Annotated in this window: 17 protein-coding genes and 2 rRNA genes (1 of these 19 running past the window's edge); 16 read left to right on the forward strand and 3 right to left on the reverse strand. The window is 73.3% G+C overall.

The features are described from left to right. Together ACN269_RS31815 and rrf are read left to right on the forward strand one after the other, a co-directional pair. Positions 1-1,827 (forward strand): 23S ribosomal RNA (locus tag ACN269_RS31815) (it extends 1,282 nt beyond the left edge of the window). Between the two features lie 85 nt (positions 1,828-1,912). Beyond that, positions 1,913-2,029 (forward strand): 5S ribosomal RNA (gene rrf / locus ACN269_RS31820). Positions 2,030-2,119: 90 nt separating this feature from the next. Here the strand turns inward: rrf and ACN269_RS31825 are convergent. Further along, on the reverse strand, positions 2,120-3,868 hold the full coding sequence (locus tag ACN269_RS31825) for a hypothetical protein (RefSeq protein ID WP_421476058.1): 1,749 nt from the start codon (positions 3,866-3,868) through the stop codon (positions 2,120-2,122). On the opposite strand from ACN269_RS31825, the gene ACN269_RS31830 reads away from it, so the two are divergent. Both ACN269_RS31830 and ACN269_RS31835 read left to right on the forward strand, forming a co-directional pair. Beyond that, positions 3,857-4,798, forward strand: coding sequence for a Replicase polyprotein 1ab (locus tag ACN269_RS31830; protein WP_421476690.1), 942 nt, complete (start codon positions 3,857-3,859; stop codon positions 4,796-4,798). The two genes, ACN269_RS31825 and ACN269_RS31830, sit on opposite strands and share 12 nt — an antisense overlap. Next, complete coding sequence (locus tag ACN269_RS31835) at positions 4,795-5,820, forward strand: HAD-IIA family hydrolase (RefSeq protein ID WP_421476060.1); 1,026 nt, start codon at positions 4,795-4,797, stop codon at positions 5,818-5,820. The genes ACN269_RS31830 and ACN269_RS31835 overlap by 4 nt, the downstream gene beginning before the upstream one ends. Before the next feature lie 129 nt (positions 5,821-5,949). Here ACN269_RS31835 and ACN269_RS31840 read toward each other — a convergent pair whose 3' ends face one another. Beyond that, positions 5,950-6,288: an SCP2 sterol-binding domain-containing protein gene (locus ACN269_RS31840; protein ID WP_355050207.1), complete on the reverse strand. Its 339-nt coding sequence runs from the start codon at positions 6,286-6,288 to the stop codon at positions 5,950-5,952. 111 nt (positions 6,289-6,399) lie between these two features. Between ACN269_RS31840 and ACN269_RS31845 the strand changes: the two genes are divergently transcribed. From ACN269_RS31845 to ACN269_RS31865, 5 genes are all read left to right on the forward strand, one after another. Continuing rightward, the gene (locus tag ACN269_RS31845; RefSeq protein ID WP_421476062.1) at positions 6,400-7,056 is read left to right on the forward strand and encodes a hypothetical protein; all 657 of its coding nucleotides are present in this window, start codon (positions 6,400-6,402) and stop codon (positions 7,054-7,056) included. Beyond that, complete coding sequence (locus ACN269_RS31850) at positions 7,053-7,334, forward strand: hypothetical protein (RefSeq protein WP_421476065.1); 282 nt, start codon at positions 7,053-7,055, stop codon at positions 7,332-7,334. The genes ACN269_RS31845 and ACN269_RS31850 overlap by 4 nt, the downstream gene beginning before the upstream one ends. Before the next feature lie 37 nt (positions 7,335-7,371). Next, entirely contained in the window at positions 7,372-8,226 is an 855-nt protein-coding gene (locus ACN269_RS31855; RefSeq protein WP_421476066.1) for a TlyA family RNA methyltransferase, read from the forward strand. An 88-nt stretch (positions 8,227-8,314) separates the two neighbouring features. Further along, positions 8,315-9,199 carry an NAD kinase gene (locus ACN269_RS31860; protein ID WP_421476068.1) on the forward strand — a complete coding sequence of 295 codons (885 nt, stop codon included), beginning with the start codon at positions 8,315-8,317 and terminating at the stop codon, positions 9,197-9,199. A 158-nt stretch (positions 9,200-9,357) separates the two neighbouring features. Continuing rightward, positions 9,358-13,071 carry a S8 family serine peptidase gene (locus ACN269_RS31865; protein ID WP_421476070.1) on the forward strand — a complete coding sequence of 1,238 codons (3,714 nt, stop codon included), beginning with the start codon at positions 9,358-9,360 and terminating at the stop codon, positions 13,069-13,071. An 82-nt stretch (positions 13,072-13,153) separates the two neighbouring features. Here ACN269_RS31865 and ACN269_RS31870 read toward each other — a convergent pair whose 3' ends face one another. Next, positions 13,154-14,173, reverse strand: coding sequence for a helix-turn-helix domain-containing protein (locus ACN269_RS31870; protein ID WP_421476072.1), 1,020 nt, complete (start codon positions 14,171-14,173; stop codon positions 13,154-13,156). A gap of 102 nt (positions 14,174-14,275) precedes the next feature. Here ACN269_RS31870 and recN point away from each other — a divergent pair, with 102 nt between their 5' ends. The 7 genes from recN to ACN269_RS31905 all read left to right on the forward strand — a co-directional run bounded on the left by recN (position 14,276) and on the right by ACN269_RS31905 (position 24,485). Continuing rightward, positions 14,276-16,033 carry a DNA repair protein RecN gene (gene recN / locus ACN269_RS31875; protein WP_421476074.1) on the forward strand — a complete coding sequence of 586 codons (1,758 nt, stop codon included), beginning with the start codon at positions 14,276-14,278 and terminating at the stop codon, positions 16,031-16,033. A gap of 119 nt (positions 16,034-16,152) precedes the next feature. Beyond that, positions 16,153-17,331 carry a putative cytokinetic ring protein SteA gene (gene steA / locus ACN269_RS31880; protein ID WP_234591007.1) on the forward strand — a complete coding sequence of 393 codons (1,179 nt, stop codon included), beginning with the start codon at positions 16,153-16,155 and terminating at the stop codon, positions 17,329-17,331. Between the two features lie 27 nt (positions 17,332-17,358). Continuing rightward, entirely contained in the window at positions 17,359-18,300 is a 942-nt protein-coding gene (locus ACN269_RS31885) for a copper transporter (RefSeq protein ID WP_421476076.1), read from the forward strand. A gap of 43 nt (positions 18,301-18,343) precedes the next feature. Next, positions 18,344-19,210 carry a hypothetical protein gene (locus tag ACN269_RS31890; RefSeq protein WP_421476078.1) on the forward strand — a complete coding sequence of 289 codons (867 nt, stop codon included), beginning with the start codon at positions 18,344-18,346 and terminating at the stop codon, positions 19,208-19,210. Between the two features lies 1 nt (position 19,211). Then, positions 19,212-20,903, forward strand: coding sequence for a murein biosynthesis integral membrane protein MurJ (gene murJ, locus ACN269_RS31895; RefSeq protein ID WP_421476080.1), 1,692 nt, complete (start codon positions 19,212-19,214; stop codon positions 20,901-20,903). 31 nt (positions 20,904-20,934) lie between these two features. Beyond that, positions 20,935-22,083, forward strand: a complete 1,149-nt coding sequence (locus tag ACN269_RS31900) for a glycosyltransferase family 4 protein (RefSeq protein ID WP_421476082.1) — start codon at positions 20,935-20,937, stop codon at positions 22,081-22,083. Continuing rightward, complete coding sequence (locus ACN269_RS31905) at positions 22,083-24,485, forward strand: hypothetical protein (protein ID WP_421476084.1); 2,403 nt, start codon at positions 22,083-22,085, stop codon at positions 24,483-24,485. Before ACN269_RS31900 ends, ACN269_RS31905 begins: the two co-directional genes overlap by 1 nt. Positions 24,486-24,636 lie beyond the last annotated feature (151 nt).

Consider the following 24,636-nt stretch of genomic DNA (forward strand, 5'->3'; position numbering starts at 1 on the left):
TGCGTGCAGGTGTGTGGATGGGTAGGGGAGCGTCGTGCCGGGGGTGAAGCAGCGGGGTGACCCAGTTGTGGACGCGGCACGAGTGAGAATGCAGGCATGAGTAGCGAAAGAAGGGTGAGAAACCCTTCCGCCGGATGACCAAGGGTTCCAGGGCCAGGCTAATCCGCCCTGGGTGAGTCGGGACCTAAGGCGAGGCCGAGAGGCGTAGTCGATGGACAACGGGTTGATATTCCCGTACCCGCGAAAGAGCGTCCCTGATGAACCTCGTTGTGCTAACCACCCGAACTGGCTGATGTCTTCGGACGGATGTTGGGGAGCGTGGGAACCTGGCGGGTAGTAGTCAAGCGATGGGGTGACGCAGGAAGGTAGCTGAGCCCGGCCGGTGGTTGTGCCGGGGTAAGCGTGTAGGCCGTGTCGTAGGCAAATCCGCGACACACTAGGGCTGAGACGTGATGCCGAGCCGATTCAGGTGAAGTCAGTGATCCTATGCTGCCGAGAAAAGCCTCTAGCGAGTTCTTAGCGGCCCGTACCCCAAACCGACACAGGTGGTCAGGTAGAGAATACCGAGGCGATCGGGCGAACTGTGGTTAAGGAACTCGGCAAATTGCCCCCGTAACTTAGGGAGAAGGGGGGCCGGAGACGTGAAGCCCCGCGCGGGTGGAGCGTTGTATGGCCGCAGAGAGCAGGGGGAAGCGACTGTTTACTAAAAACACAGGTCCATGCGAAGAAGTAATTCGATGTATATGGACTGACGCCTGCCCGGTGCTGGAACGTTAAGGGGACCTGTTAGCTCTTCGGGGCGAAGCGGAGAACTTAAGCGCCAGTAAACGGCGGTGGTAACTATAACCATCCTAAGGTAGCGAAATTCCTTGTCGGGTAAGTTCCGACCTGCACGAATGGCGTAACGACTTCCCCACTGTCTCAACCACAGGCCCGGCGAAATTGCAGTACGAGTAAAGATGCTCGTTACGCGCGGCAGGACGGAAAGACCCCGGGACCTTTACTATAGCTTGACATTGGTACTTGAGTTAGCTTGTGTAGGATAGGTGGGAGCCGGTGAAGCTCATACGCCAGTATGGGTGGAGGCAATCTTGAAATACCACTCTGGTTGATTTGGGTATCTAACTTCGGACCGTTATCCGGTTCAGGGACAGTGTCTGGTGGGTAGTTTAACTGGGGCGGTTGCCTCCTAAAGGGTAACGGAGGCGCCCAAAGGTTCCCTCAGCCTGGTTGGCAATCAGGTGTTGAGTGCAAGTACACAAGGGAGCTTGACTGTGAGACTGACAGGTCGAGCAGGGACGAAAGTCGGGACTAGTGATCCGGCACTTGCGAGTGGAAGCGGTGTCGCTCAACGGATAAAAGGTACCCCGGGGATAACAGGCTGATCTTCCCCAAGAGTCCATATCGACGGGATGGTTTGGCACCTCGATGTCGGCTCGTCGCATCCTGGGGCTGTAGCAGGTCCCAAGGGTTGGGCTGTTCGCCCATTAAAGCGGTACGCGAGCTGGGTTTAGAACGTCGTGAGACAGTTCGGTCCCTATCCGCCGTGCGCGTAGGATACTTGAGAAGGGCTGTCCCTAGTACGAGAGGACCGGGACGGACGAACCTCTGGTGTGCCAGTTGTCCCGCCAGGGGCACGGCTGGTTAGCTACGTTCGGAAGGGATAACCGCTGAAAGCATCTAAGCGGGAAGCCTGCTTCAAGATGAGGTATCCCACCCACTTTGTGGGGTAAGGCCCCCAGCTAGACGACTGGGTTGATAGGCCGGAAATGTAAGCCCGGTAACGGGTTCAGTTGACCGGTACTAATAGGCCGAGGACTTGACTACTAAGCTGCTACGCGTCCACTGTGCAACTCTGAACAAACACCCACCCGTGAGTGTTGTGCCGGGTTGGTTGATATGTTCATAGAGTTACGGCGGTCATGGCGGAGGGGAAACGCCCGGTTACATTCCGAACCCGGAAGCTAAGCCCTCCAGCGCCGATGGTACTGCACTCGTGAGGGTGTGGGAGAGTAGGACACCGCCGGACAATCTTCCAGTCGAGGGCCGCCCCATCAGGGTCGGCCCTCGACTGCGTGGCGCCATTGGTGGCGCAATCAGGAAGGATGTACCTGTGAGTTCAGGACCGCAGGGCGGAGACCGTCCGCGTCGTTACGAGGACCGCGCCGACGGCCCAGGTGGCCGCGACCGTGGAGCGCGCCGCGACGACCGGCCCCCGTACCGGGGAGACCGTGACAACGCCGGCGGCGCCCGTGGCGGCTACACCGGCGGTCGCGATGGCGGCGCCCGCGACGGCGAGCGTCGTGAGGGCGGCTTCCGCGGCGACCGCGACGGTGGCTTCCGCGGCGGTGACCGTGGTCGTTCCGGCCCGTCCCGCGAGGGCAGCACCCGTGGTGGTGACCGTCGTGAGGGCGGTTTCCGTGGTGGCGACCGTCGTGAGGGTGGCTACCAGGGCGGTGGTGACCGTGGTCGTTCCGGTCCGCCGCGTGAGGGTGGCTTCCGTGGTGCTGACCGCGAGGGCGGTTTCCGTAGCGGTGAGCGTCGTGAAGGCGGTTTCCGTGGTGGTGACCGTGACGGTGGTTTCCGTGGTAGTGAGCGTCGCGAGGGTGGCTTCCGTGGTGGTGACCGCGAGGGCGGTTTCCGTGGTGGTGACCGTCGTGAGGGTGGCTACCAGGGCGGTGGCGACCGTGGTCGTTCCGGTCCGCCGCGTGAGGGTGGCTTCCGTGGCGGTGACCGCGAGGGTGGCTTCCGTGGCGGTGAGCGTCGTGAAGGCGGTTTCCGTGGCGGTGACCGCGAGGGCGGTTTCCGTGGTGGTGACCGTCGTGAGGGTGGCTACCAGGGCGGTGGTGACCGTGGTCGTTCCGGTCCGCCGCGTGAGGGTGGCTTCCGTGGTGGTGACCGTCGTGAGGGTGGCTACCAGGGCGGTGGTGACCGTGGTCGTTCCGGTCCGCCGCGTGAGGGTGGCTTCCGTGGCGGTGACCGCGAGGGTGGCTTCCGTGGTGGTGAGCGTCGTGAAGGCGGCTACCAGGGCGGTGGTGACCGTGGTCGTTCCGGTCCGCCGCGTGAGGGCGGTTTCCGTGGTGGTGACCGCGAGGGTGGCTTCCGTGGCGGTGAGCGTCGTGAAGGCGGCTACCAGGGCGGTGGTGACCGTGGTCGTTCCGGTCCGCCGCGTGAGGGCGGTTTCCGTGGTGGTGACCGCGATGGTGGCTTCCGTGGCGGTGAGCGTCGCGAGGGCGGTTTCCGTGGCGGTGACCGTCGTGAGGGTGGCTACCAGGGCGGTGGCGACCGTGGTCGTTCCGGTCCGCCGCGCGAAGGTGGCTTCCGCGGTGGTGACCGCGATGGCGGCTTCCGTGGCGGTGAGCGTCGCGAGGGCGGCTTCCGCGGTGGTGACCGCGAGGGTGGCTTCCGTGGTGGTGACCGCGAGGGTGGCTTCCGTGGTGGTGACCGCGAGGGTGGCTTCCGTGGTGGTGACCGCCGTGAGGGTGGTTTCCGTGGCGGCGAGCGTCGTGAGGGTGGCTACCAGGGCGGTGGTGACCGTGGTCGTTCCGGTCCGCCGCGTGAGGGCGGTTTCCGGGGCGGCGACCGCGATGGTGGTTTCCGGGGCGGCGACCGCCGGCCGGGTGGTGCGCCCCGTGAGGGCGGATACCGCGGTGGCGACCGTGACGGCGGCTTCCGGGCTAACGACCGGCCTCGTCGCGAGGACGACCACCGCCGCGACGAGCGTGGGGCAGGCCCGGAGGCGACCGAGGGTGGGCGCGGTGCGGCCCCGGCACTGCCGGACGACATCGTCGCGACCGACCTCGACAAGGACGTCCGTGCCGAGTTGCTTTCGCTGAACAAGCCGGTCGCCGAGACCGTGGCCCGACACCTCGTCGCCACCGGTCAGCTGATCGACGAGGACCCGGCCGAGGCGTTGGCCCACGCGCTGGCCGCCCGGCGGCTGGCGTCGCGGATCTCCGCTGTCCGCGAGGCGGTCGGCCTGGCCGCGTACCACGCGGGGGAGTGGCAGACCGCGATCGCCGAGCTGCGGACGTACCACCGGATGACCGGCTTGCAGAGTCACCTCGCGGTGCTCGCCGACTGTGAGCGCGCTCTCGGCCGGCCGGAGCGGGCGATCGACCTGTACCGGGGCGCCGACCAGGAGAAGCTGGACCAGGCCGTCGCCATCGAGCTGCTGATCGTCGCCGCAGGCGCGCGGGGTGATCTCGGCCAGAAGGACGCCGCGGTCGCGATGCTCCAGGTGCCCGACCTCACCAGCGAGACGACGGTGCCGTGGACGGCACGACTGCGGTACGCGTACGCCGACGCGCTGCTCGCGGTGGACCGGCGCGATGAGGCCCGCGAGTGGTTCTCCCGCGCCGCCGACGTGGACACCGAGGGCGAGACCGACGCCGCCGAGCGGTTGCTCGAACTCGACGGCGTTCTCATCGAGGGCGACGACGAGGACGACGCCGAGGAGATCGCCGCCGGCCCGGGCGCGCCGGGCGCCGTACCGGCCCAGCCGGACACGGACCTGACCGCGAGCGACGCCGACGAGGACGACGACTACGCCGCCGACGAGGACGAGGACTTCGACGACGACGAGGAGGACGGCGTCACCGGCCGCTTGGCGCAGGACGCCGACCGCGTCGACACCGAGGATGTCGACGGCGACGACGAGGATGTCGACGTCCGCGCCTCGGAGAAGGACGACGCCTCCCCGGCCCTGACCACGCCCGTCGACACCGGCAACCGGGTCGTGAACGGCGACGAGGCCGCCCCCGTGCGGGGCGACGAGCCGGAGTCGACGCAGCGGTGAGCGCGGACGCCGGGAAGCGGCTGATCGACGGGTACAGCCTGGTCGTCTTCGACCTGGACGGTGTGATCTACCTGATCGACCGGCCGATTCCCGGCGCCGTCGAGGCGGTGGCCCAACTGCACGCGGAGGGGCGGGGGGTCGCGTACGCCACCAACAACGCCTCACGCCGGTCCAGCGACGTCGCCGACCTGCTGACCGGGATGGGCGTGCCGGCGCGGCCGGAGGAGGTTCTCACCTCCGCCGCGGCGGCTGCCGAGCTGCTGCGGGAGCGGCTGCCGGCCGGCTCGCCGGTGCTGGTGGTGGGTGCGGAGGCGCTGCGCGCCGAGCTACGGGCGGTTGGACTGACCCCGGTCAGTCGTGCCGACGAGAAGCCGGCTGCGGTGGTGCAGGGCTACGGCCCTCAGGTCGGCTGGGCCGATTTGGCCGAGGCGTCACTCGCGGTCCGGGCCGGCGCGATCTGGGTCGCCACCAACACCGACCGGACGCTGCCCAGCGCCCGTGGCCCGCTGCCCGGCAACGGGTCACTGGTCGCGGTGCTGCGGACCGCGTTGCAGCGGGAGCCGGACCTGGTGGTCGGTAAGCCGGAGTCGGCCCTGTTCGAGACCGCCGCCCGGCGCGGCGACGGCGGGAAGGCACTCGTCGTCGGAGACCGACTGGACACCGACATCGAGGGCGCCCGCCGCGCGGGGCTGGACAGCCTGCTCGTCCTCACCGGTGTCAGTGACGTACCCGAGCTGCTCGCGGCCGAGCCACGACGGCGGCCCACGTACGTCGCGCGGGACCTGGCGGGGCTCTTCGACCCGGCGGCGGCGGTGCGGGTCCCGGGCTCGACGGACACCGGCGGCTGGTCCGTCACGGACCGCGACGGGACGCTGGAACTGGCGGGGGACGGGCGGGCGCTGGACGCGCTGGCCGCCCTGTGCGCGGCGGCCTGGGCGGTCCCCGCCGTGCCGGCGATCCGCCCCGCGGGCCCGGACGCGGCTGCCGCCCTGAAGAGCTTCGGGCTGCCCACCGACGTGTAAGGCTGGGCGCCGACGTGTAAGGCTGGGCGCCGCGCGAGGCGGCCCGCATCGCGTGAGGGCTGGCCGACGACGGGCACGCTGACGGGTGAGGCCAGCCGCCGCCACGCCGGGTCGGGCGAGCGCGAACGTCTAGAGCAGCTTGCGTAGCTTCATCAGGTCGAACGGGTTGGCCTTGATCGACACCCGGCGGGAGGTGACCGCCTTGGTGACGTCCAGGTCGCCACGGACGAGGGCGAGCAGGTCGTCGCTGGACGTGCTCAGCGCAATCTTGGCCTTCGGGTCGTCGCCGTCGGCGAGCTCGACCAGCCGGCCACCGCTGATCCGTCCGTGAAAGGCCGTGTCCAGGTCGGTGATGCGGCAGGCCAGGGTGCGTTCCAGGTCGATACGCTCACGGACCGTCTCGGCGTTGCGGTCCAACCGGGCGGCCAGCTCCTGCAACGCCTGCCGGCACTCGTCCACGCTGGCCACATGTCCCCCTCGCCGATTGCCACGCCGTCCCCGGCACCGTACCGCACGGGACAGTCCGGGGTGCCCGGTAGCGTGACACCTGCAGACCCCGCCCGATGGAAGGACCATGGCATGCAGGACGCGTGGCGCGCCTACCTCGAACTGGCCCTGGGCCTGGCGGAGACGCCCCGGAAGAAGGCGCAGGACGCGGTGCGTCGTGTCGTCGGTACGGGCGGGGCGACCGCCGCCCAGCTGCAGGCGCTCGCCGAGGAGTTGGTCAGCACCAGCGCCGCCAACCGGGAGTCGTTGACCAAGCTGGTCCGCTTCGAGGTCGACCGGGCCCTCGGCGCGGTCGGGCTGGCGACGGCCGACGAGGTGGCCGAGCTGACCCGACGGGTACGGGACCTGGAACGGCAACTGCGCGAGGCGCGGGCCACCGAGTCGCCCGCCCCGACGACGACCAGCGGTCCGTCCGCCGCCGAACCCGCGCCCCAGCCCGATCCGACCCGGGCGGCGCAGCCCGGTGCCGGCCTGGTGCCGTCGGACGGCCCCGCCGGAGCGCCGGTCGCCCAGGAGGCCGCGCCGCCCGTCGCCAAGAAGGCCGCGCCCGTCGCCAAGAAGGCGATCGCGAAGAAGGCCGTCGCGAAGAAGGCCATCGTCCGCAAGCCTCCCGCGACGATCAGCCGGACCGGCGACGATCAGCCGGCCGACCAGGACGACACCCCGACTCCGGCGGACATGCCGGCGAAGAAGGCCGTCCGCAAGCGCCGCCCGGACGGTGAGTCGTGAGCGACGTGGCGCGTCCCGGTCCACCCGGTGGCTTCCGACCAGGTCCGCCACCGGCCGGCTCGTTCGTGGCCCGGCCGGGCCCGCCGGCCGGCGTCCGCCCCGGCCCGCCGCCCGACCTGACGGCCGGTGCCGACGACGCGGCGAGCCACCCGGCGGTCGAGGCGGCCGTGCGGGCCATGGACAACGCGGCGGCGCTCGCCCCGGCCGACCAGATCGCGCAGTACGAGGCGGCCTACGAGACGCTGCGCGAAACCCTCGCCACCATCGACCAGACCTGAGCAGGGCGACCCCGCCCGACAGACCGGAGAAACACCCATGGCACGTCGCAACCGGCTGGACGCCGAACTCGTCCGTCGCGGGCTCGCCCGCTCGCGTGAGCAGGCCGCCGCGCTGGTCGACGCCGGCCGGGTCCAGCTGCGCGGAGTGCAGGCTCGCAAGGCCGCCGCGATGGTCGACCCCGCCGACCCGCTGCTGGTCACCGGCGCCGATCCGACCGAGGAGTACGTCTCCCGGGGCGGGCACAAGCTCGCCGGTGCCCTCGCCGCGTTCGGCGGGCTGCGTGTCGCCGGGCGGCGCTGCCTGGACGCGGGGGCCTCGACCGGGGGCTTCACCGACGTGCTGCTGCGCGCCGACGCCGCCGAGGTGGTGGCCGTGGACGTCGGCTACGGGCAGCTCGCCTGGTCCCTGCGGACCGACGAGCGCGTCCGGGTTCTGGAACGCACAAACGTCCGTACCCTCGTCGCGGACGCGATCGGCGGGCCGGTCGACCTGACGGTGGCCGACCTGTCGTTCATCTCGTTGCGGTTGGTGCTGCCGGCGTTGGCCGGCTGCACCCGCGAGGACGGCGACCTGGCGCTGATGGTGAAGCCGCAGTTCGAGGTGGGCAAGGAGCGGGTCGGGGCCGGCGGCGTGGTCCGCGACCCGGCGCTGCGCGCCGAGGCGGTGCTCGACGTGGCCGCCGCGGCGGCCCAGCTCGGCCTCGGCCTGGCGGACGTGGCGGCCAGCCCGCTGCCGGGGCCCAGCGGCAACGTCGAGTTCTTCATATGGTTGCGCCGGGGCGCTCCGGCGGCCGACCCGCAGCGGGTACGGGCCGTGGTGGACGCCGGGCCGGACGGCACGACGACGGCCGGCGACGTGCCGGACGTGGCGGCGGAGGAGGTCGCGGGGTGAAGGCTTACAGCGAGCGGCACGCGACGGCACACGGGCGTGCCGGGGCGTGGGCGTCGGGCCCTGCGGTCGTGGACGGGCGGCCGGTCCGATGAGCCGCACGGCGTTGCTGGTGACCCACACCGGTCGTCGGCGCAGCACCGAGCACGCCCGGTCGGTCGCCGCCGACCTGATCGCCGCGGGATTCGAGGTGCGGGTCGTCGCCGACGAGGCCGAGGACCTCGACCTGCCCGGCGTGGTCCCGGTCGCCGGCCCGGAGGCCGCCGAGGGCGCCGAGATCGTCTTCGCGCTGGGCGGGGACGGGACGTTCCTGCGGGCGGCCGAACTGGCGCGTCCGGCGAAGGCGCCGCTGCTCGGCATCAACCTCGGCAAGGTCGGCTTCCTCGCCGAAGCGGAGATCGACGATCTGGACACCGCGGTCCGCGACGTCGTCGAGCGCAACTACACCGTGCACGAGCGGCTGACGCTCGACGTCACCGCCGAGTTCGACGGCGGGCCGACCATCGAGTCGTGGGCGCTCAACGAGATCAGCGTCGAGAAGGGCGAACGGGCGCAGATGCTCGAACTCCTGGTCGACGTGGACGGCCGTCCGCTGTCCCGGTACGGCTGCGACGGCGTGGTCTGCGCCACTCCGACGGGTTCCACCGCGTACGCGTTCTCCGGCGGCGGCCCGGTGGTGTGGCCGGAGGTGGAGGCCCTGCTGCTGGTGCCGATCAGCGCGCACGCGCTGTTCAGCCGTCCGCTGGTCACCGCGCCCACGTCAACGTTCGTCATCACCGTCGACCCGTTCACCACCCTCGCCGTCCTCGCCTGCGACGGCCGACGGGTGTACGACCTGCCACCGGGCGCCCGGGTGACCGTACGCCGGGGTGCCCTGCCGGTACGCATCGTGCGGCTGCGCGCCCGCCCGTTCACCGACCGGCTGGTCGCCAAGTTCGGCCTTCCGGTGCACGGCTGGCGGGGCAGCCGCCGGTGACGGTGGCACACACCGGCGGTGTCCGGCGGTTGTCCACCTGACGACATGTCGCCGCTGCGGCGGCGAGAGGCTAGTGACCTGGTTGTGCGCTGCGTCGCAGACTCCGATCGGTCCCCATCCACGGATGTCGGGCCCGAAGGAGTGAAGGAGCGCATCGCATGCACTGGTCCCCCCGCTGGCTCAGCGCCGGCGCGGTCGGCGCGTTGGTGGTCGGCCTCGCCGCGCCGGCCTCCGCCGCGCCGCCCGTCCGGCCCACCGGCCCGAGCCTGGGCGCGTCCGCCCCGGCCGTCGCGCCCGTCCGCATCACCCTCATCACCGGCGACCAGGTCGAGTTGTCGCCGGCCGCGCCGGGTCGGGTAGCCGCCACCGTACGCCCGGGACCCGGGCGGGAACGGATCATCTTCCAGACCCTGGAGGTCGACGGCGGGCTGCGGGTCCTGCCCAGCGACGCCGCGCCCTACATTTCCAGCGGCATCCTCGACGCCAACCTGTTCGACGTGCAGGAGTTGGCCGCCGACGGCTACGGCGACGCCGCGCAGGGCGCGCTGCCGCTGATCGTGCGCTACCAGGAGCCGTCCGCCGGCCGGGTCCGGCCGCTCGGCGGCGTCACCGACGCCCGGCCCCTGCCGAGCATCAACGGTGCCGCGGTGCGGGTCGGCAAGGCCGACCTGGGTGGCCTGTGGACCACCCTCGCCGGCACGCCGACGACCCGGACCACGACCCCCCGGCTGGGCGGCGGCATCGCCCGCGTCTGGCTGGACGGTCGGGTGCGCCCGACGCTGGAGCACAGCGTCCCGCAGATCGGCGCTCCGGCGGCCTGGGCGGCCGGCCGCGACGGCACCGGCGTGACGGTGGCCGTGCTCGACACCGGCGTCGACGCCACCCACCCCGACCTGGCCGGGCGGATCGCCGAGGCGCGCGACTTCTCCGGCAGCGGCAGCGCCCGCGACGGTCACGGCCACGGCACCCACGTCGCCGCCACCATCGCGGGCAGCGGAGCGGCGTCGGCGGGGCTGCGCAAGGGCGTCGCGCCGGGCGCGCGGCTGCTGGTCGGCAAGGTGCTCGACGACGGCGGCTCCGGCTACGACTCGGCCATCATCGCCGGCATGGAGTGGGCCGCCCACTCCGGCGCGAAGGTCGTCAGCATGAGCCTCGGCGGCAGCCCGACCGACGGCACCGACCCGATGAGCCAGGCGGTGAACGACCTGACCGCCGAGACCGGTGCCCTGTTCGTGATCGCCGCCGGCAACTCGGGCGCGGCGCGGAGCGTCAACGCGCCGGGCGCGGCCACGGCGGCGCTCACCGTCGGCGCGGTCGACCGCGCCGACAACCTGGCGGACTTCTCCAGCCGGGGCCCCCGCGTCGGCGACAACGGCATCAAGCCCGAGATCACCGCGCCGGGCGTGGCCATCGTCGCCGCGCGGGCCGCCGGCACCACCATGGGTACGCCGGTCGGCGACGCCTACACGGCGGCGTCCGGGACGTCCATGGCCACCCCGCACGTGGCGGGCGCGGCGGCGATCCTCGCCCAGGACCACCCGGACTGGAGAGCCGGCACGCTCAAGGACGCGCTGGTCAGCACCACGAAGGCGAATCCGGAGCTGACCGTCTTCGAGCAGGGCGGCGGTCGGGTGGACGTCGCGCGGGCGCTCACCCAACGGGTGTACGCGTCGGCCACCGCCGACTTCGGCCGGGTCGGCACCGGCGGACCGGTGGCCGAGCGCAGTGTGACGTACACCAATGGCACGTCCGTCGCGCGGACCCTGCGCCTCGCCCTGGAGCTGCGCAACCTGGACACCGGCGCGGCCGAGACCGACGGCGTCGCCGTCGGCGCGGACGAGGTGACCGTGCCGGCGGGCGGCAGCGTGGCCGTGCCGCTGCGGGCGGACCCGGCGAAGCTGGCCCGGGGCCCGCACGGGGGCGCTCTGGTGGCGACCGGCGCGGACGGCGTCGCCGTGCGCACGCCGGTCGCCCTCACCGTCAGCGGGCCGCAGCACGACGTCACGATCAAGGTGCTGGGCCGGCAGGGCCAGCCGACCCTCTCGCCCGCCCTGACCCTCTTTGGTGAGCAGCCCGAGTCGGACTACTGGGGCTGGTGGCCGGGCGAGGGCACCCTGCGGGTCGAGGAGGGCAGCTACCTGCTGACCGCGCTGGTCGAGCACGGTGCTCCGCTGGACGAGCAGCTGACCCAGACCGTCGAACCCGAGCTGACCGTCGACCGGGACCTGACGGTCGTACTGGACGCCCGCAAGGGCACGCCGGTACGCGTCGAGACGCCGAAGCCCAGCGAACAGCGGGCCACGCTCAGCTTCTACGTGCACCGGGTGCTGGGCAACGGCCGGCAGGTCGACCACGGCGTCATGGCGTACAGCACCGTCCAGCAGGTAAACGTCACGCCGACCCGGCCGGTGCGCCAGGGCGAGTTCGAGTTCGCCTCCCGCTGGCAGCTCGTCGCGCCCATGGTGGACGCCACGGTCACCGGCGTGTCCGCGCCGTCGGACATCAACCTGCTGGGCACGTCCCCGGCGCCGACCGGGCGACGCAAGCTGCCGCTGGTCTGGGCGGGCACCGGCACGCCCGCCGAGCTGACCCGGGTGCGGGGCGCGGCGGCGCTGCTCGCCACGGACCCGAACCGCAGCGAGGAGGAGCAGGTGGCCGCGGTGGCGGCGGCCGGTGCGGCGGCGGTGCTGATCGTCCGCCCCGAGGACCAGAGCGCGTGGACGGTCTGGCGGCCGGAGGGGGAGCGGCTGCCCGTACCGGCGATGGTCGTGGCGTACGACGACGGGCAGCGACTGATCGCGGCCGCGCGCCGGGGTCGCGCCACGCTGGACCTCACGCTGACCGTGGACAGCCCCTACCTGTACGACGTGTGGCAGGTGTCGAAGGGGCGGGTGCCGGAGCGCATCGTGCACACGGTGACCGCGAAGAACACCGCCGAGGTGACCGCACGCTACGGCGACACGGGCGCGGGTTGGGCCACCGAGGAGCGGTTCGGGTGGCGTCCGTGGCAGGAGTACGCCTGGAACGACGACCAGCGCCTGGTCCACAACGGGACCATCCGGCAGGAGTTCGTCAGCGCCGGTGACAACTGGTGGCAGCACCGGGTGCTGCACAAGCAGATGTTCATGCAGTGGGGGCAGTTGACCGGTGGCCTCACCCAGGAGCCGCGGCGGTACGCCGCCGACGACCGCGAGACCGAGTCCTGGCACGCCCCGGTGGTCCGTCCGGCCGTGCCGGCGAGCGGCGCGCCGGTGCCGACGCGGACCGGCGACGTCCTCGACGTGCGGGTGCCCGAGTTCGTCGACGCCGACGGGCACTACAGCGTGGCGGGCGACAGCGAGGAGTCGGACAGCGTCGAGGCCCGCCTCAGCCGGGACGGGCGGCAGATCGCCGACCTGTCCGACGGCTGGACGCCGGTGCCGACCACGGCGGGACCGTCCCGTTACCGGCTCGACGTGACGACGCGACGGGCCTCGGACGGGTGGCGCTACGGCACCCGGACGGACACCGCCTGGCAGTTCACGTCGGCCCGCCCGGCGGGTGACGCGGCCAGCCCGCTGTCGCTGTTGCAGGTGGACTACCGGGTGCCGGCCGACCTGTCCGGGACCGTGCCCGGCAACCGCCCGCACCAGGTGGGGCTGACCCTGCGCCAGCCCGCCGGGGTGGCCGCGCCGAAGGGCGCCAGCCTGACCGTGCAGGTCTCCTTCGACGAGGGCGTCACCTGGCGGTCCGTACCGGTCCACGGCTCGGGCGTCCGCTACACGGCGACGGTGCCGGCCGGCCGCGCGACGGTGTCGCTGCGGGTGCACGCCGCCGACCGGGCCGGGAACACCGTCGACCAGACGGTGCTGCGGGCGTACGGGCTGCGCTGATCGGAGAACCCGGCCGGGCCCACCGTCACCTCGACGGTGGGCCCGGCCGCGTCCGTCGTCGCGCCGCGGCCGCAGCGCCGGGTCAGAGCCAGCCGCGCCGGGCGACCTGGAACGCCAGCCCGGGTCGGGTGTCGACACCGGCGGCGTCCATCAGGTCGGCGAGGCGGCGCTGCACGGTCCGGCGGCTCACCCCGAGCTGGGAGGCGATGGACTTGTCCGGCACGCCGGCCACGAACAGCGACAGCAGCCGGGCCTCGTCGGCGTCCGGCCGGTAGCCGTCGGCCGCGGCGTCGTCGCCGGTGGCGCGGCGGTGCACGGTCGCCGCGCCGGGCAGCGGATCGTCGAGTCGCAGCCGAGTGGCGACCCGCCAGTGACTCTCGAAGAGGGCGAGCAGCGCGTCGAGCAGTTGGCTGCGGCCGATCACCGCGGCGCTCGGCTCGCCGCCGTCCCGGTCGGGCACCAGCGGGCAGATGGCGGTACGCGCGTCCACGATGGCCAGTCGGACCGGTAGCCGGTCCAGCACCCGGGCCTGCTCACCGGCGGCGACCCCCTTGGCCAGGTCGGCCAGCGCGCCCGGCTCCAGCAGCAGGTCCCGCTCGTAGATGGCGCGGTAGCTCACCCCGCGGGCGAGGGCGTCGAACTCCTCGACGTTCTCCGGGCCGGCCATGGCGAGGGGGTTCGCGCGGCAGAACCACAGCACCTCCTCGCGGGCCGAGTTCTGCTCCTCGCGCAGTCGGTCGCGCAGCGCCCGTCCGCCACGGATCACCTCGACCAGGTGGTCGACGTGGTGGCGGCGCAGGCCGGCGCGGTACTCCTCGGCCAGTTGGGTGACCCGGTGGCGGGCGGCCTCCAGGTCCTCCTGGCGGCGCAGCAACGTGGCGCCGAGGGCGACGTCCGGTGCGGTGGGGTAGAGCGGGGCGTCCGGATCGTCGTCGGTGAGCTGTACGAGACCCTTGGCCCGCAAGGCCTCGACCTGCTCGACCACCCTCGCCCGGGGCCAGTCGAGCCGGTGGACCAGTTCGTCGGGGCGGGCCGTGGTGAGCTGGAGCAGGCAGCGGTAGAGCGCCTCCTCGGCGGAAGTCAGGCCGATCACGTCCAACACGGGGCAAGACTGTACGTCGGGGAGGTCACGGCCGCACCGCGGCCCGGTCGTGGGGCCCGTCGGCTGGTCAACTGTCGGCCCTCGCGTCTACTGTCGGTTGCTGTGCTGGAAGAGCTGCGCATCACCGGACTCGGCGTCATCGAGGACACCACGCTGCCGTTGACCGGCGGCATGAACGTCATCACCGGCGAGACCGGTGCCGGCAAGACGATGGTGGTCACCGGCCTCGGCCTGCTCTTCGGCGGCCGGGCCGACGCCGGGCGGGTGCGTGCCCAGCCGGGCCGGGCCGTGGTCGAGGGGCGGCTGCGCCTCGCCGGGCGCGTCGCCGACGCGGTGCACGCCCGGATCGGCGACGCCGGTGGCGAGCCCGACGAGGACGGTTCGCTGCTGTTGAGTCGTACGGTGACCGTCGAGGGCCGCTCACGGGCCCACCTGGGCGGCCGGAGCATGCCCGTGTCGATGCTCGGCGAGGTCGGCGAGCAGGCGGTGGCCGTGCACGGTCAGTCCGACCAGCTGCGCCTGCTGCGTCCGGCCGAGCAGCGGGCCGCGCTGGACCGGTTCGCCGGGCCGGCGCACGAGAAGCTGCTCGACGCGCTGCGCGAGGCGTACACGGGTTGGCGGCGGGTCGTGGACGACCTGGCCGACCGGCGGCGCAACGCCCGCGAGCGCAGCCAGGAGGCCGACCTGTTACGGCTCGGCCTCGACGAGATCACCCGCGTCGACCCGCAGCCCGGCGAGGACGACGAGCTCAAGACCGAGGCGCAGCGGCTGGAGCACGCCGAGGGCCTGCGCACGGCCGCCCAGCTGGCCCAGCAGTGCGTGGCGGGTGGCGCGGAGGCGGCCGACGAGACGCCGGACGCGGCGGCGCTGCTCGGCACGGCCCGGCGCACCCTGGAGGCGCAGGCCGGCACCGATCCCGCGCTGGGTGAGCTGGCGGCCCGTCTGGAGGAGGCGGCCACCCTGGTCACCGACGTGTCGGCGGAGCTGTCGGCGTACCTGGCGACGCTGGATGCCGACCCGGCCCGGTTGCAGCACGTCTACGAGCGACGGGCCGCGCTGCGCGCGTTGACCCGCAAGTACGCCGACGACGTCGACGGGGTCGTCGCGTGGGCCGAGCGGGCCCGCACCCGACTGTCCGACCTGGACACCTCCGACGACGTGCTCGACGAGCTGGACCGGGAGGGGCAGCGGTTGGCCGCGGAGGTGGCCGACCTGGCCGCGCGGGTGTCGGTGTCCCGGCAGGAGGCGGCGGTCCGCTTCGCCGACCAGGTCACCGTCGAGTTGGCCGGTCTCGCGATGCCGCACGCGCGGATCGAGGTGGCGGTGCTGCCCCGGCCGGCGGGCCGGGCCGAGCCGTCGTTGACGGTCAACGGCGTCGAGGTGGGTGTCGCGGCCGACGGCGGCGACGAGGTGGAGCTGCGGCTGCTGGCCCACCCGGGCGCGCCGTCGTTGCCGTTGCAGCGCGGCGCCTCCGGCGGTGAGCTGTCCCGGGTGATGCTCGCCATCGAGGTGGTCTTCGCCGGCTCCGGCGGCCCGCCCACGCTCGTCTTCGACGAGGTCGACGCGGGTGTCGGCGGTCAGGCCGCGGTGGAGATCGGCCGGCGGCTGGCCCGGCTGGCGCGCAGTCACCAGGTGTTGGTCGTCACACACCTGCCGCAGGTGGCCGCGTTCGCCGACCGGCACCTCGTGGTGGCGAAGGACACCGGCGGAGCGGTGACGACCAGCGGCGTACGGGTCGTGGAGGACACCGAACGGGCCCGGGAACTGGCCCGGATGCTCGCCGGTTTGCCCGATTCGGATCTGGGTATCGCTCACGCCGAGGAGCTTCTGGCGGTCGCGGCGAAGGAGAGGCGGTTGTGACGCCGCGTATTGTGGGCGCAAGCACACCGGCTCGCGTCGGCGTGTGCTTCCCTGGGTAGGCGGCCCTGCTCAGGCATGTCGCGACAGAAAAGCCTGCCTCACATGCCAGGATGGTCACGATGCGTCTACCCACGTTGCGCCGGAACCGGAATGCCGAACCGGGCAGAGTCCTCGGCACCGCGCGCCTTGATCGCCGGACGAAACGCCTGGTCGGGCGGCTTCGCCCCGGTGACATCGCGGTCATCGACCACGTCGACCTGGACCGGGTGGCGGCCGACTCGTTGGTCGCTGTCGGTGTCGCCGCGGTCCTCAACGCCAAGCCGTCGGTCTCCGGCCGCTATCCCAACCTCGGGCCGGAGGTGTTGATCGCCGCCGGCATCCCGCTGCTGGACGATCTCGGCGAGGGCGTCTTCGAGCGCATCCGCGAGGGCGACCAGGTACGCATCGAGGGCAACACCGTGTTCGCGGGCGAGGAGCCGGTGGCGCACGGCACCCTCCAGGACGCCGAGTCGGTCGCCAAGGCGATGTCCGACGCCCGGGAAGGGCTGTCGGTGCAGTTGGAGGCGTTCGCCGCCAACACGATGGACTACCTGCGCCAGGAACGCGACCTGCTGCTCGACGGCGTGGGCGTACCGGACATCCAGACCCAGATCCAGGGCCGACACTGCCTGATCGTGGTGCGCGGCTACGACTACAAGGCCGACCTGGACGTGCTGCGCCCGTACATCCGGGAGTTCAAGCCGGTGCTGATCGGCGTGGACGGCGGCGCGGACGCGCTGGTCGAGGCCGGGTACACCCCCGACATGATCATCGGGGACATGGATTCGGTCACCGACGACGTGCTGCGCTGCGGCGCCGAGGTGATCGTGCACGCCTACCCGGACGGGCGGGCGCCCGGCCTGCCCCGGGTCAACGGGCTCGGCGTCCCGGCCATCACGTTCCCGGCCGCCGCGACCAGCGAGGACCTGGCGATGCTGCTCGCGGACGAGAAGGGCGCCTCTCTGCTGGTCGCGGTCGGCACCCACGCCACCCTCGTCGAGTTCCTCGACAAGGGCCGCGGCGGAATGGCCTCGACGTTCCTGACCCGGCTGAAGGTCGGCGGCAAGCTGGTCGACGCCAAGGGCGTGAGCCGGCTCTACCGGCAGAGCATCTCCGGTTCGTCGTTGCTGCTGCTGGTGCTCTCGGCGATCGCGGCGATGGCCTCCGCGGTGGCGGTCTCCACCGTCGGGAAGGCGTACCTGGGTGTGGTCGCCGAATGGTGGGACAATTTCGTGTTCCAGCTGTACCGGCTCTTCTAGTTCCCGACCGATCAAGAGGCTGCAAGCGTGATCAACTTCCGCTACCACGTGGTGTCCCTCACCGCGGTCTTCCTGGCCCTGGCGATCGGCCTGGTGGTCGGCACCGCCGCCCTCAACGGTCCGGTCGCCGACTCGCTCAAGCAGCAGGTCACCGGGCTGCGCAAGGACAACCAGCAGTGGCGTCAGCAGGTCGCCAACATGGAGAAGCAGCTCGGTCTGGAGGAGGAGTTCGCCGAGGAGATGTCCCAGGTGGTCCTGCCGGGCACCCTCACCGGGCGCCGGGTGGTGGTGCTCAGCCTGCCGAACGGGCGTGACCACACCGAGGGCGTGCTCAAGAAGCTGCAGCAGGCCGGCGCCACCATCACCGGTCGGGTGGACCTGCAGGACAAGTTCATCAACCCGGACAACAACTCCAACCTGCTGGAGTTGGCCGTCACCGCCGCCCGGCCCACCGCGCAGACCACCGGCCTGCCCGGCAACGGGCACGGCGTGGAGACGTCCAGCGCGCTGCTGGCCAGCGTCCTGCTGGACCGCGCCCAGGGGACCGCGCCGGTCAGCGACGCCGACCGGCGGGCGGTGCTCGCCGCGTACAACAACGCCGGCTACCTGACCACCGACAACAACAAGGTGACCGGTCCGGCGGAGGCGGTCGTCGTGGTCAGCGGCCAGCCGTACGTCGACAAGGACTCCGAGAAGCGGGACGAGTCGGTCGTCAAGATCGCCGAACAGTTCGACCGGACCGGGGCGATCGTGGTGAGCGGCAACGGCTCCGCCGGCGGCAACGTCGTGTCCGTGGTCCGTGGCGACCCGGTGCTGTCGCAGACCATCTCGACCGTCGACAACGCCAACACCGTCCAGGGGCAACTGGTCACCAGTCTGGCCCTGGTGCAGCAGCTCACCGAGAAGAAGGCCGGCCAGTACGGCGTCGGCGACAACGCCGCGTCCCTGCTGCCTAGACTGCCCCAGTGAGCGAACGACGTACCGCCGTGTCCGTGATCGACGAGGTGCCGGCATGAGCACGCTGGGACGGCTGCTGGTCGCCGCCGCCGGAGCGGCCGCCGCCCGCTACGCGCTGCGCGAGGTGCGAACCGCCCCGGTGGGGCCGACGCTGGAGCGCACCAACTTCCGCGGCCGTACGGTGACCCTGGCCGCCGGTCCGGCGCTCGCGGCCGGAGCGAGCGCCGCGGGCGCGTTCGGCGCGACGAGCGCCGCCTCCGGTGGCGCCGCGCTGGTCGCCGGCCTCGGCGCCGGAAGTGTCGGGCTCTACGACGACGTGGTCGGGGCGCGACCGGAGCAGAAGGCGGCCAAGGGCTTCGCCGGGCACCTCGCCGCGCTGCGCGAGGGGCGGGTCACCGCCGGGCTGGTCAAGGTGGCCGGGGTCGGCGCGGCCGGGCTGGGCGCCGCCGCGCTGCTCGCCGCCGACCCCCGTGTCTCCGCGCACCCGCGCCGGCAGCGCCACGGCGCGTTCGGCCGGGGCGTCGACGTGCTGCTCGGCGCCGGCGTGATCGCCGGCACCGCCAACCTGCTCAACCTGCTCGACCTGCGACCCGGCCGGGCCATCAAGTCCGGGCTGCTGCTGGCCGCGCCGCTGACCGGCGGCCCGCACGGCGGGATCGCCGCCGGTGCGGCCGGCGCCGCCGCCGGCCTGCTCGGCGACGACCTGTCCGAGGACGTCATGGTCGGCGACAGCGGCGCGAACGCGCTCGGCGCGCTGCTCGGCGTGGCGCTGGCCGCCCGTACCGGCCCGCTCGGCCGCGCCGGACTGCTCGCCGTGCTGGCCGGGCTCACCGCCGCCAGCGAGAAGGTCAGCTTCACGGCGGTGATCCAGCGGACTCCGGGCCTGCGGGAGCTCGACGCACTGGGCCGGCGCACCGACTGACGTGACCAGACCGGCCCCCCTCGCCGGCGCCGGCCGGCTGGCCGGGGCAGCCGCGCTCATCGCCGTCCTCACCGTGTTCAGCCGGCTCGCCGGTTTCGGCCGGACCGCCCTGTTCACCTGGAGCCTCGGGAACACCGACCTCGGTGGCACCTACGTGGTCGCCAACGCGGTGCCGAACTTCATCTTCGAGATCGTCGCCGGTGGCGCGCTGGCCAGCCTCGTCGTACCGCTGCTGGCCGGCGCGGTCGAGGCCGGTGACCGTACGACGGTCGCCCGGACCACCGGCGCGCTGCTGACCTGGACGCTGGTCCTGCTGGTGCCGCTGGCGCTGCTCGTGGCGTTGTTCGCCGGACCGGTGGTCGAGTCGTTGGGACACCACCTCACCGACGCCCAGCAACGCAGCGGCGTACGGATGCTGCGGGTCTTCGCGCCGCAGCTACCGCTGTACGGGGTCGGGATCGTGCTCACCGGGGTGCTCCAGGCGCACCGCCGTTTCGCCTGGCCGGTGCTCGCCCCACTGCTGTCCAGCCTCACCGTGATCGTGGTCTACCTGGGGTTCACGGCCACCCAGGGCCGCTATGCCACGGTCGCCGGGGTGAGCCCCGGCGGCGAGGTGCTGCTCTCCGCCGGCACGACCCTCGGCGTGGTGGTGCTGTCACTGTCGCTGCTCATCCCGGTCCGCCGGTTGCGGCTGGGGGCGCGGCCCGGGTTCGGGTTCCCCGCCGACGCGCGGGCCCGGGTCGGTGCGCTGGCGGTGGCGGGCGCGGTCACCGTCACCACCCAGCAGATCGCCCTGATCGTCAGCCTCAACCAGGTGACGGCGGGCGCGCGCAGCAACCCCGGCGTCTACAACCTGGCGCAGACCGTCTACCTGCTGCCGTGGGCGGTGCTGGCGGTGCCGCTGGCCGTGGCGGCCTATCCGACCCTCGCGGCGGCGCGGTCGGCCGGCGACGAGGACGCCTACCGGGCGACCCTGGCGCCGGCCGTGCGCGGGGTGCTGCTGTTCAGTTGCCTCGGCGCGGCCGCGCTGGTCGGCACAGCCGTGCCGATCGGGCACTTCTTCTTTCCCGCGTCCACCGCGCCCACCGCCGCCGCCGCGATCATCGGGTACGCCCCGGGCCTGGTCGGCTACGGCCTGTTCGCGATCCTCACCCGGGCGCTCTACGCGCGCGGGCAGACCCGGGCGGCGACGGTGGCGACCGCCGTCGGTTTCCTCGTGGTGCCGGTCGCGGTGCTGGCGCTCGGCAGGATCCTGCCGTTGACCGACCGGGTGCTCGCCGTGACGTCCGCGAACTCGGTGGGCATGGTGGTGCTGGGTGCGCTGCTGGTCGTCGCGGTGACGCGGGCCGCCGGTGCGGCGGCGCTGGCCGGCGCGGCGCGGGCCGGGGCGGCCGGCCTCGTCGCCGGGCTGCTCGCCGCGTTCGCCGGGCTGGCCCTGAGCCGTTGGCTCGACAGGCTGGACGACGGCACCCCGACGACGGCCGTGGCGCTCGGTCAGGGCATGCTGTCCGGGGTTCTGGTCGGTGTCGTGTTCCTCGTCGTGGTCTGGTTCGTCGACCGGCGGGACGTACGGCCGCTACTGACCGGGGTGGTTCGCCGCCTGCGGCGGGGCCAGCGGGGCCGGGCCGGCACGTCCACGCCGGGCGCGGTGCCCCCGGAGCGGGGCGACGGGAAGGAGACGGCGGTTCGGTGAGCGTTGTCAACACCAACCGGCGGTGGCCGGCATGACGACGACCAACGGCTGGTCGGGCGCGGTGGCGCTGGTGCTGGCGTCCAGCACCGGTGGCGTCGGCCAGCACGTCCGTTCGGTGGCACGGGGGCTCGTCGCGTCCGGGGCGAGGGTGCTGGTCTGCGGGCCGGCGGCGACGCAGGAGCAGTTCGACTTCACCGGCGTCGGGGCGCGTTTCGAACCGGTGGAGATCCCGGCCAGCCCGACCCCGGCCGACGCGCGGGCGGTGCTCGCCCTGCGCCGGGTGCTCGCCACGGCCCGGGTCGACGTGGTGCACGCGCACGGCCTGCGCGCCGGTCTCGTCGCCGTCCTGGCCCGGCCGACCGCCCCGCTCGTGGTGACCTGGCACAACGCGGTCCTGGCGGGCGGTTTGCGCGGCGGGGTGTCCCGGCTCGTCGAGCGGGTGGTCGCCCGGGGGGTCCGGGTGGCGCTCGGGGCGTCCGCCGACCTGGTCGCGCGGGCCGCCGCGCTGGGCGCCGCCGACGCGCGGCTCGCCCCGGTCGCCGCCCCGACACTGGCCGCGCCGCGTCGGCGTCGCGCCGCCGTCCGCGCCGAGTTCGGCGTGGGACCGGAGCAGCCGCTCATCCTCTCGGTGGGCCGGCTGCACCCGCAGAAGCGCTACGACGTGCTGGTCGACGCGGCGGCCCGCTGGCGGACGCGTACCCCTGCGCCGGTCGTGGTGATCGCCGGGAGCGGCCCGGCGTACCTGGCGTTGGCCGCGCGGATCTCGGCGGCCCGCGCTCCGGTGACCCTGCTGGGGCACCGTACCGATGTGGCCGACCTGCTCGTCGGCGCCGACCTCGCGGTGGTCACCAGCGACTGGGAGGCGCGGCAGTTGTTCGCCCAGGAGGCGATGCGGGCCGGCGTGCCGTTGGTGACGACGGCGGTGGGCGGCCTGCCCGAACTGGTCGGTGACGCCGCCGCGCTGGTCCCCTCGGTCGACGTGGACGCGGTCGACGCGGCCGTGCGCGCGCTCCTTGACGACCCGGCGGCCCGGGCCGAACTGGGTCGGCGTGGCGCCGAACGGGCGGCGACGTGGCCCACCGAGGCGGACACGGTCGCCGTGCTGGCGGCCCTCTACGCCGAACTGTCCGCCCATCCGGCATCGCCCGGCTCCGACGCGCCCGTGACGGGACACCGCTGATGATGCGTCGACTGGCCCCGGCCCTGTTGACCGTGCTCGTGGTGGCGTTGGGCGTGGCCGCGCTGGCCGTCCGGCCGCCGCAGGGCACGCCGCAGCGCACCGCCGACTTCGTGGTGCTCGCCGGCATCGCGGGACTGCGCTGGGAGGACGTCGACCAGCAGCGCACGCCGACGCTGTGGCGGATGGCCCAGCAGGGTTCGATCGGCTCGCTGTCGGTGCGGTCCGCGCACCGGCCCACCTGCCCGGTGGACGGCTGGTTGACGCTCGGCGCGGGCAGTTTCGCCGGATGGAACGGCGCCCGCCCCGACGGCGGCTGCCCGCCGACCTCGGTGGCCGTGGAGCAGCCGGACGGGATCGGCGCGAACCTGCCCGATCAGGAGAGCGTGGTCCAGTACAACCAGCAGCGGCTGCCGTGGGGCACCCTGCCCGGGTCGCTGTCGGAGTCGGTGCGCTGCTCGGTCGCCGTCGGACCGGGCGCCGCGGTCGCCGCCGCCCGACCGTTCGGCCGGGTCGACAGGTACGCCGCGGGCCTGCCGGCCGATCCGCGTCGGTTGCTCGGCTCGTGCGTCCTGAGCATCGTCGACCTCGGCACGATCGAGGCGACCGACCCGGCGGCGCGCGCCGAGGAGGCACGGGTCGCCGACGCCCACCTGGCCCGGGTCCTGGCCGCCCGACCGCCGCGGTCGCTGGTGCTGGTCGCCGGCATCTCCGACACCGAGCGGCCGTCGCGGCTGCACGTGGCGATCGCCGACGGGCCGGGTTGGGAGCGGGGCTGGCTCACCTCGGCCAGCACCGGCCGGGACGGTTACCTCCAACTCGTCGACCTCGCGCCGACGGCACTGGCCGCGCTGGGCCGGCCGATGCCGGAGCGGCTGTTCCTCGGCCGGCCGGCGGTCCGCACCGGCGGTCGACCGGCGGACCTGACGGAGGCGATCAACGCCCCGGCGGACGCCGACCGGGAGGCGGCCGCCCAGCGGACCGTCTCCGGCGGGTTCTTCACCCTGCTCGCGGGGGCGCAGGTGCTGCTGGCCCTGGCCGTGCTGCCGCTGCTGCGCCGTGCGCGGCCACACGCGGGCCCGACCGGCCCGACCCCGATCCCGGCCCGGGTTCTGGGGGTGGTCGAGCTGTTGCTGGTCGCGGCGGCGTTGACCGTCCCGGCCGCGTTGCTGGCCGACGCCGTCCCCTGGTGGCGCGGCGGGCATCCCGGATGGATCTTCGCCGCGGTGACCGCGCTGCTGGTCGCGGCAGGAACGGCCGCGGTCCGCTTCGCCCCCGGGTACGCGAAGACCCTCGGGCCGGTTGGCGCGGTGGCCGGCCTGACGACCCTGATCGTCGGCGTGGACGTGCTGACCGGGGCCCGCCTCCAGCTCAACGGCGTGGTCGGCTACTCGGCGTTGCAGGGCGGCCGGTACGCCGGGCTGAGCACGGTCGCGCTGGGGGTGTTCCTGGCCGGCGCGCTGGTGACCGGCGGGTGGCTCGCCCAGCGGGTGCACCGTCGCTGGCGGCCCGCGGTGATGGTCGCCGTGGGTGGCCTCGCCGTGGTGGTGGCCGGCAGCCCCTACCTGGGTGCCGACCCGGTCGGCGCGATCGCGCTGACCGCCGGCCTCAGCGTGGCGGCGGCGATCAGTGCCGGTGGCTGGCTGACGATCAGCCGACTGGCGTGGGCCACCATGGCCGCCCTGGCGGTCGGTATCGGCTTCGCCGTCGTGGATCTGCGCCGGCCGCCGGCCGAACGGGGCAGCCTCGGCCGGTTCCTGTCCGCGGTCGGCGACGGCACCGGCGGGTTCACCGTGCACCGGTCCAGCACCGCGAACTTCGAGACGTTGGTGAACAGCCCGTTGACGGTGCTGGCGCTCGCCGGCGGACTGCTGGTGTGGTTCGCCCTGCTGCAGCCGTGGGGTGGGCTGATGCGGCTGTTCGGCATCTACCCGGCGGTGCGGGCGGCGTTCGGCGGCACGGCGGTCGCGGCGGTGCTGGGCGGTGTGCTCGACGGCGCGGCACTGGACGTGGCCGGTGCGGCGGCGGCCCTGGTGGTGCCGCTGGCGGCGCTGGCGTCGCTGCGGGTCCTCGGGCACGCCGCCGACCGGACCCGCCCCGCCACGGGCCGCGCACGGGAGAACGAGGCCGACGACGACCCGGGTTCCGGGGGCGACGGACCGGCCGGCGGGGGGAGCGGTCCGACCGGCGGCGGTGGTCCGCTCGGGGCGGGTCATCCCCGGCCGGTCAGCGGTTCGCCCGCCGCGCCACCCCGTACGGTCGTCCCCGGGCCGGACCTGGGCCCACCGCCGGCCGACGACTCCGGCCGGTCGGCAGGTCCGACGGCGGGCGCGGCGGCCACCGCTCCGGCGCAGCGGCGTCCGGCGGACACCCCGGCGCCATCGAGTGGGGTCGCCGCCTCCTGACCGCCGGGTGTCGCCGGGGCGGCCCGTTCCGGTCCCAGCCGGGGTGCGGCCTGCGGGTACCCGTCGTGGAGGTGTTACCGTGGAATCCCGTGGATCGCGTGATCACTTTGGTGATCGAGCACGGCGGTCTGCATGACCGCGACAGACGACA

Source organism: Micromonospora sp. WMMD736, assembly GCF_049179015.1.
Classification (GTDB): Bacteria; Actinomycetota; Actinomycetes; order Mycobacteriales; family Micromonosporaceae; genus Micromonospora.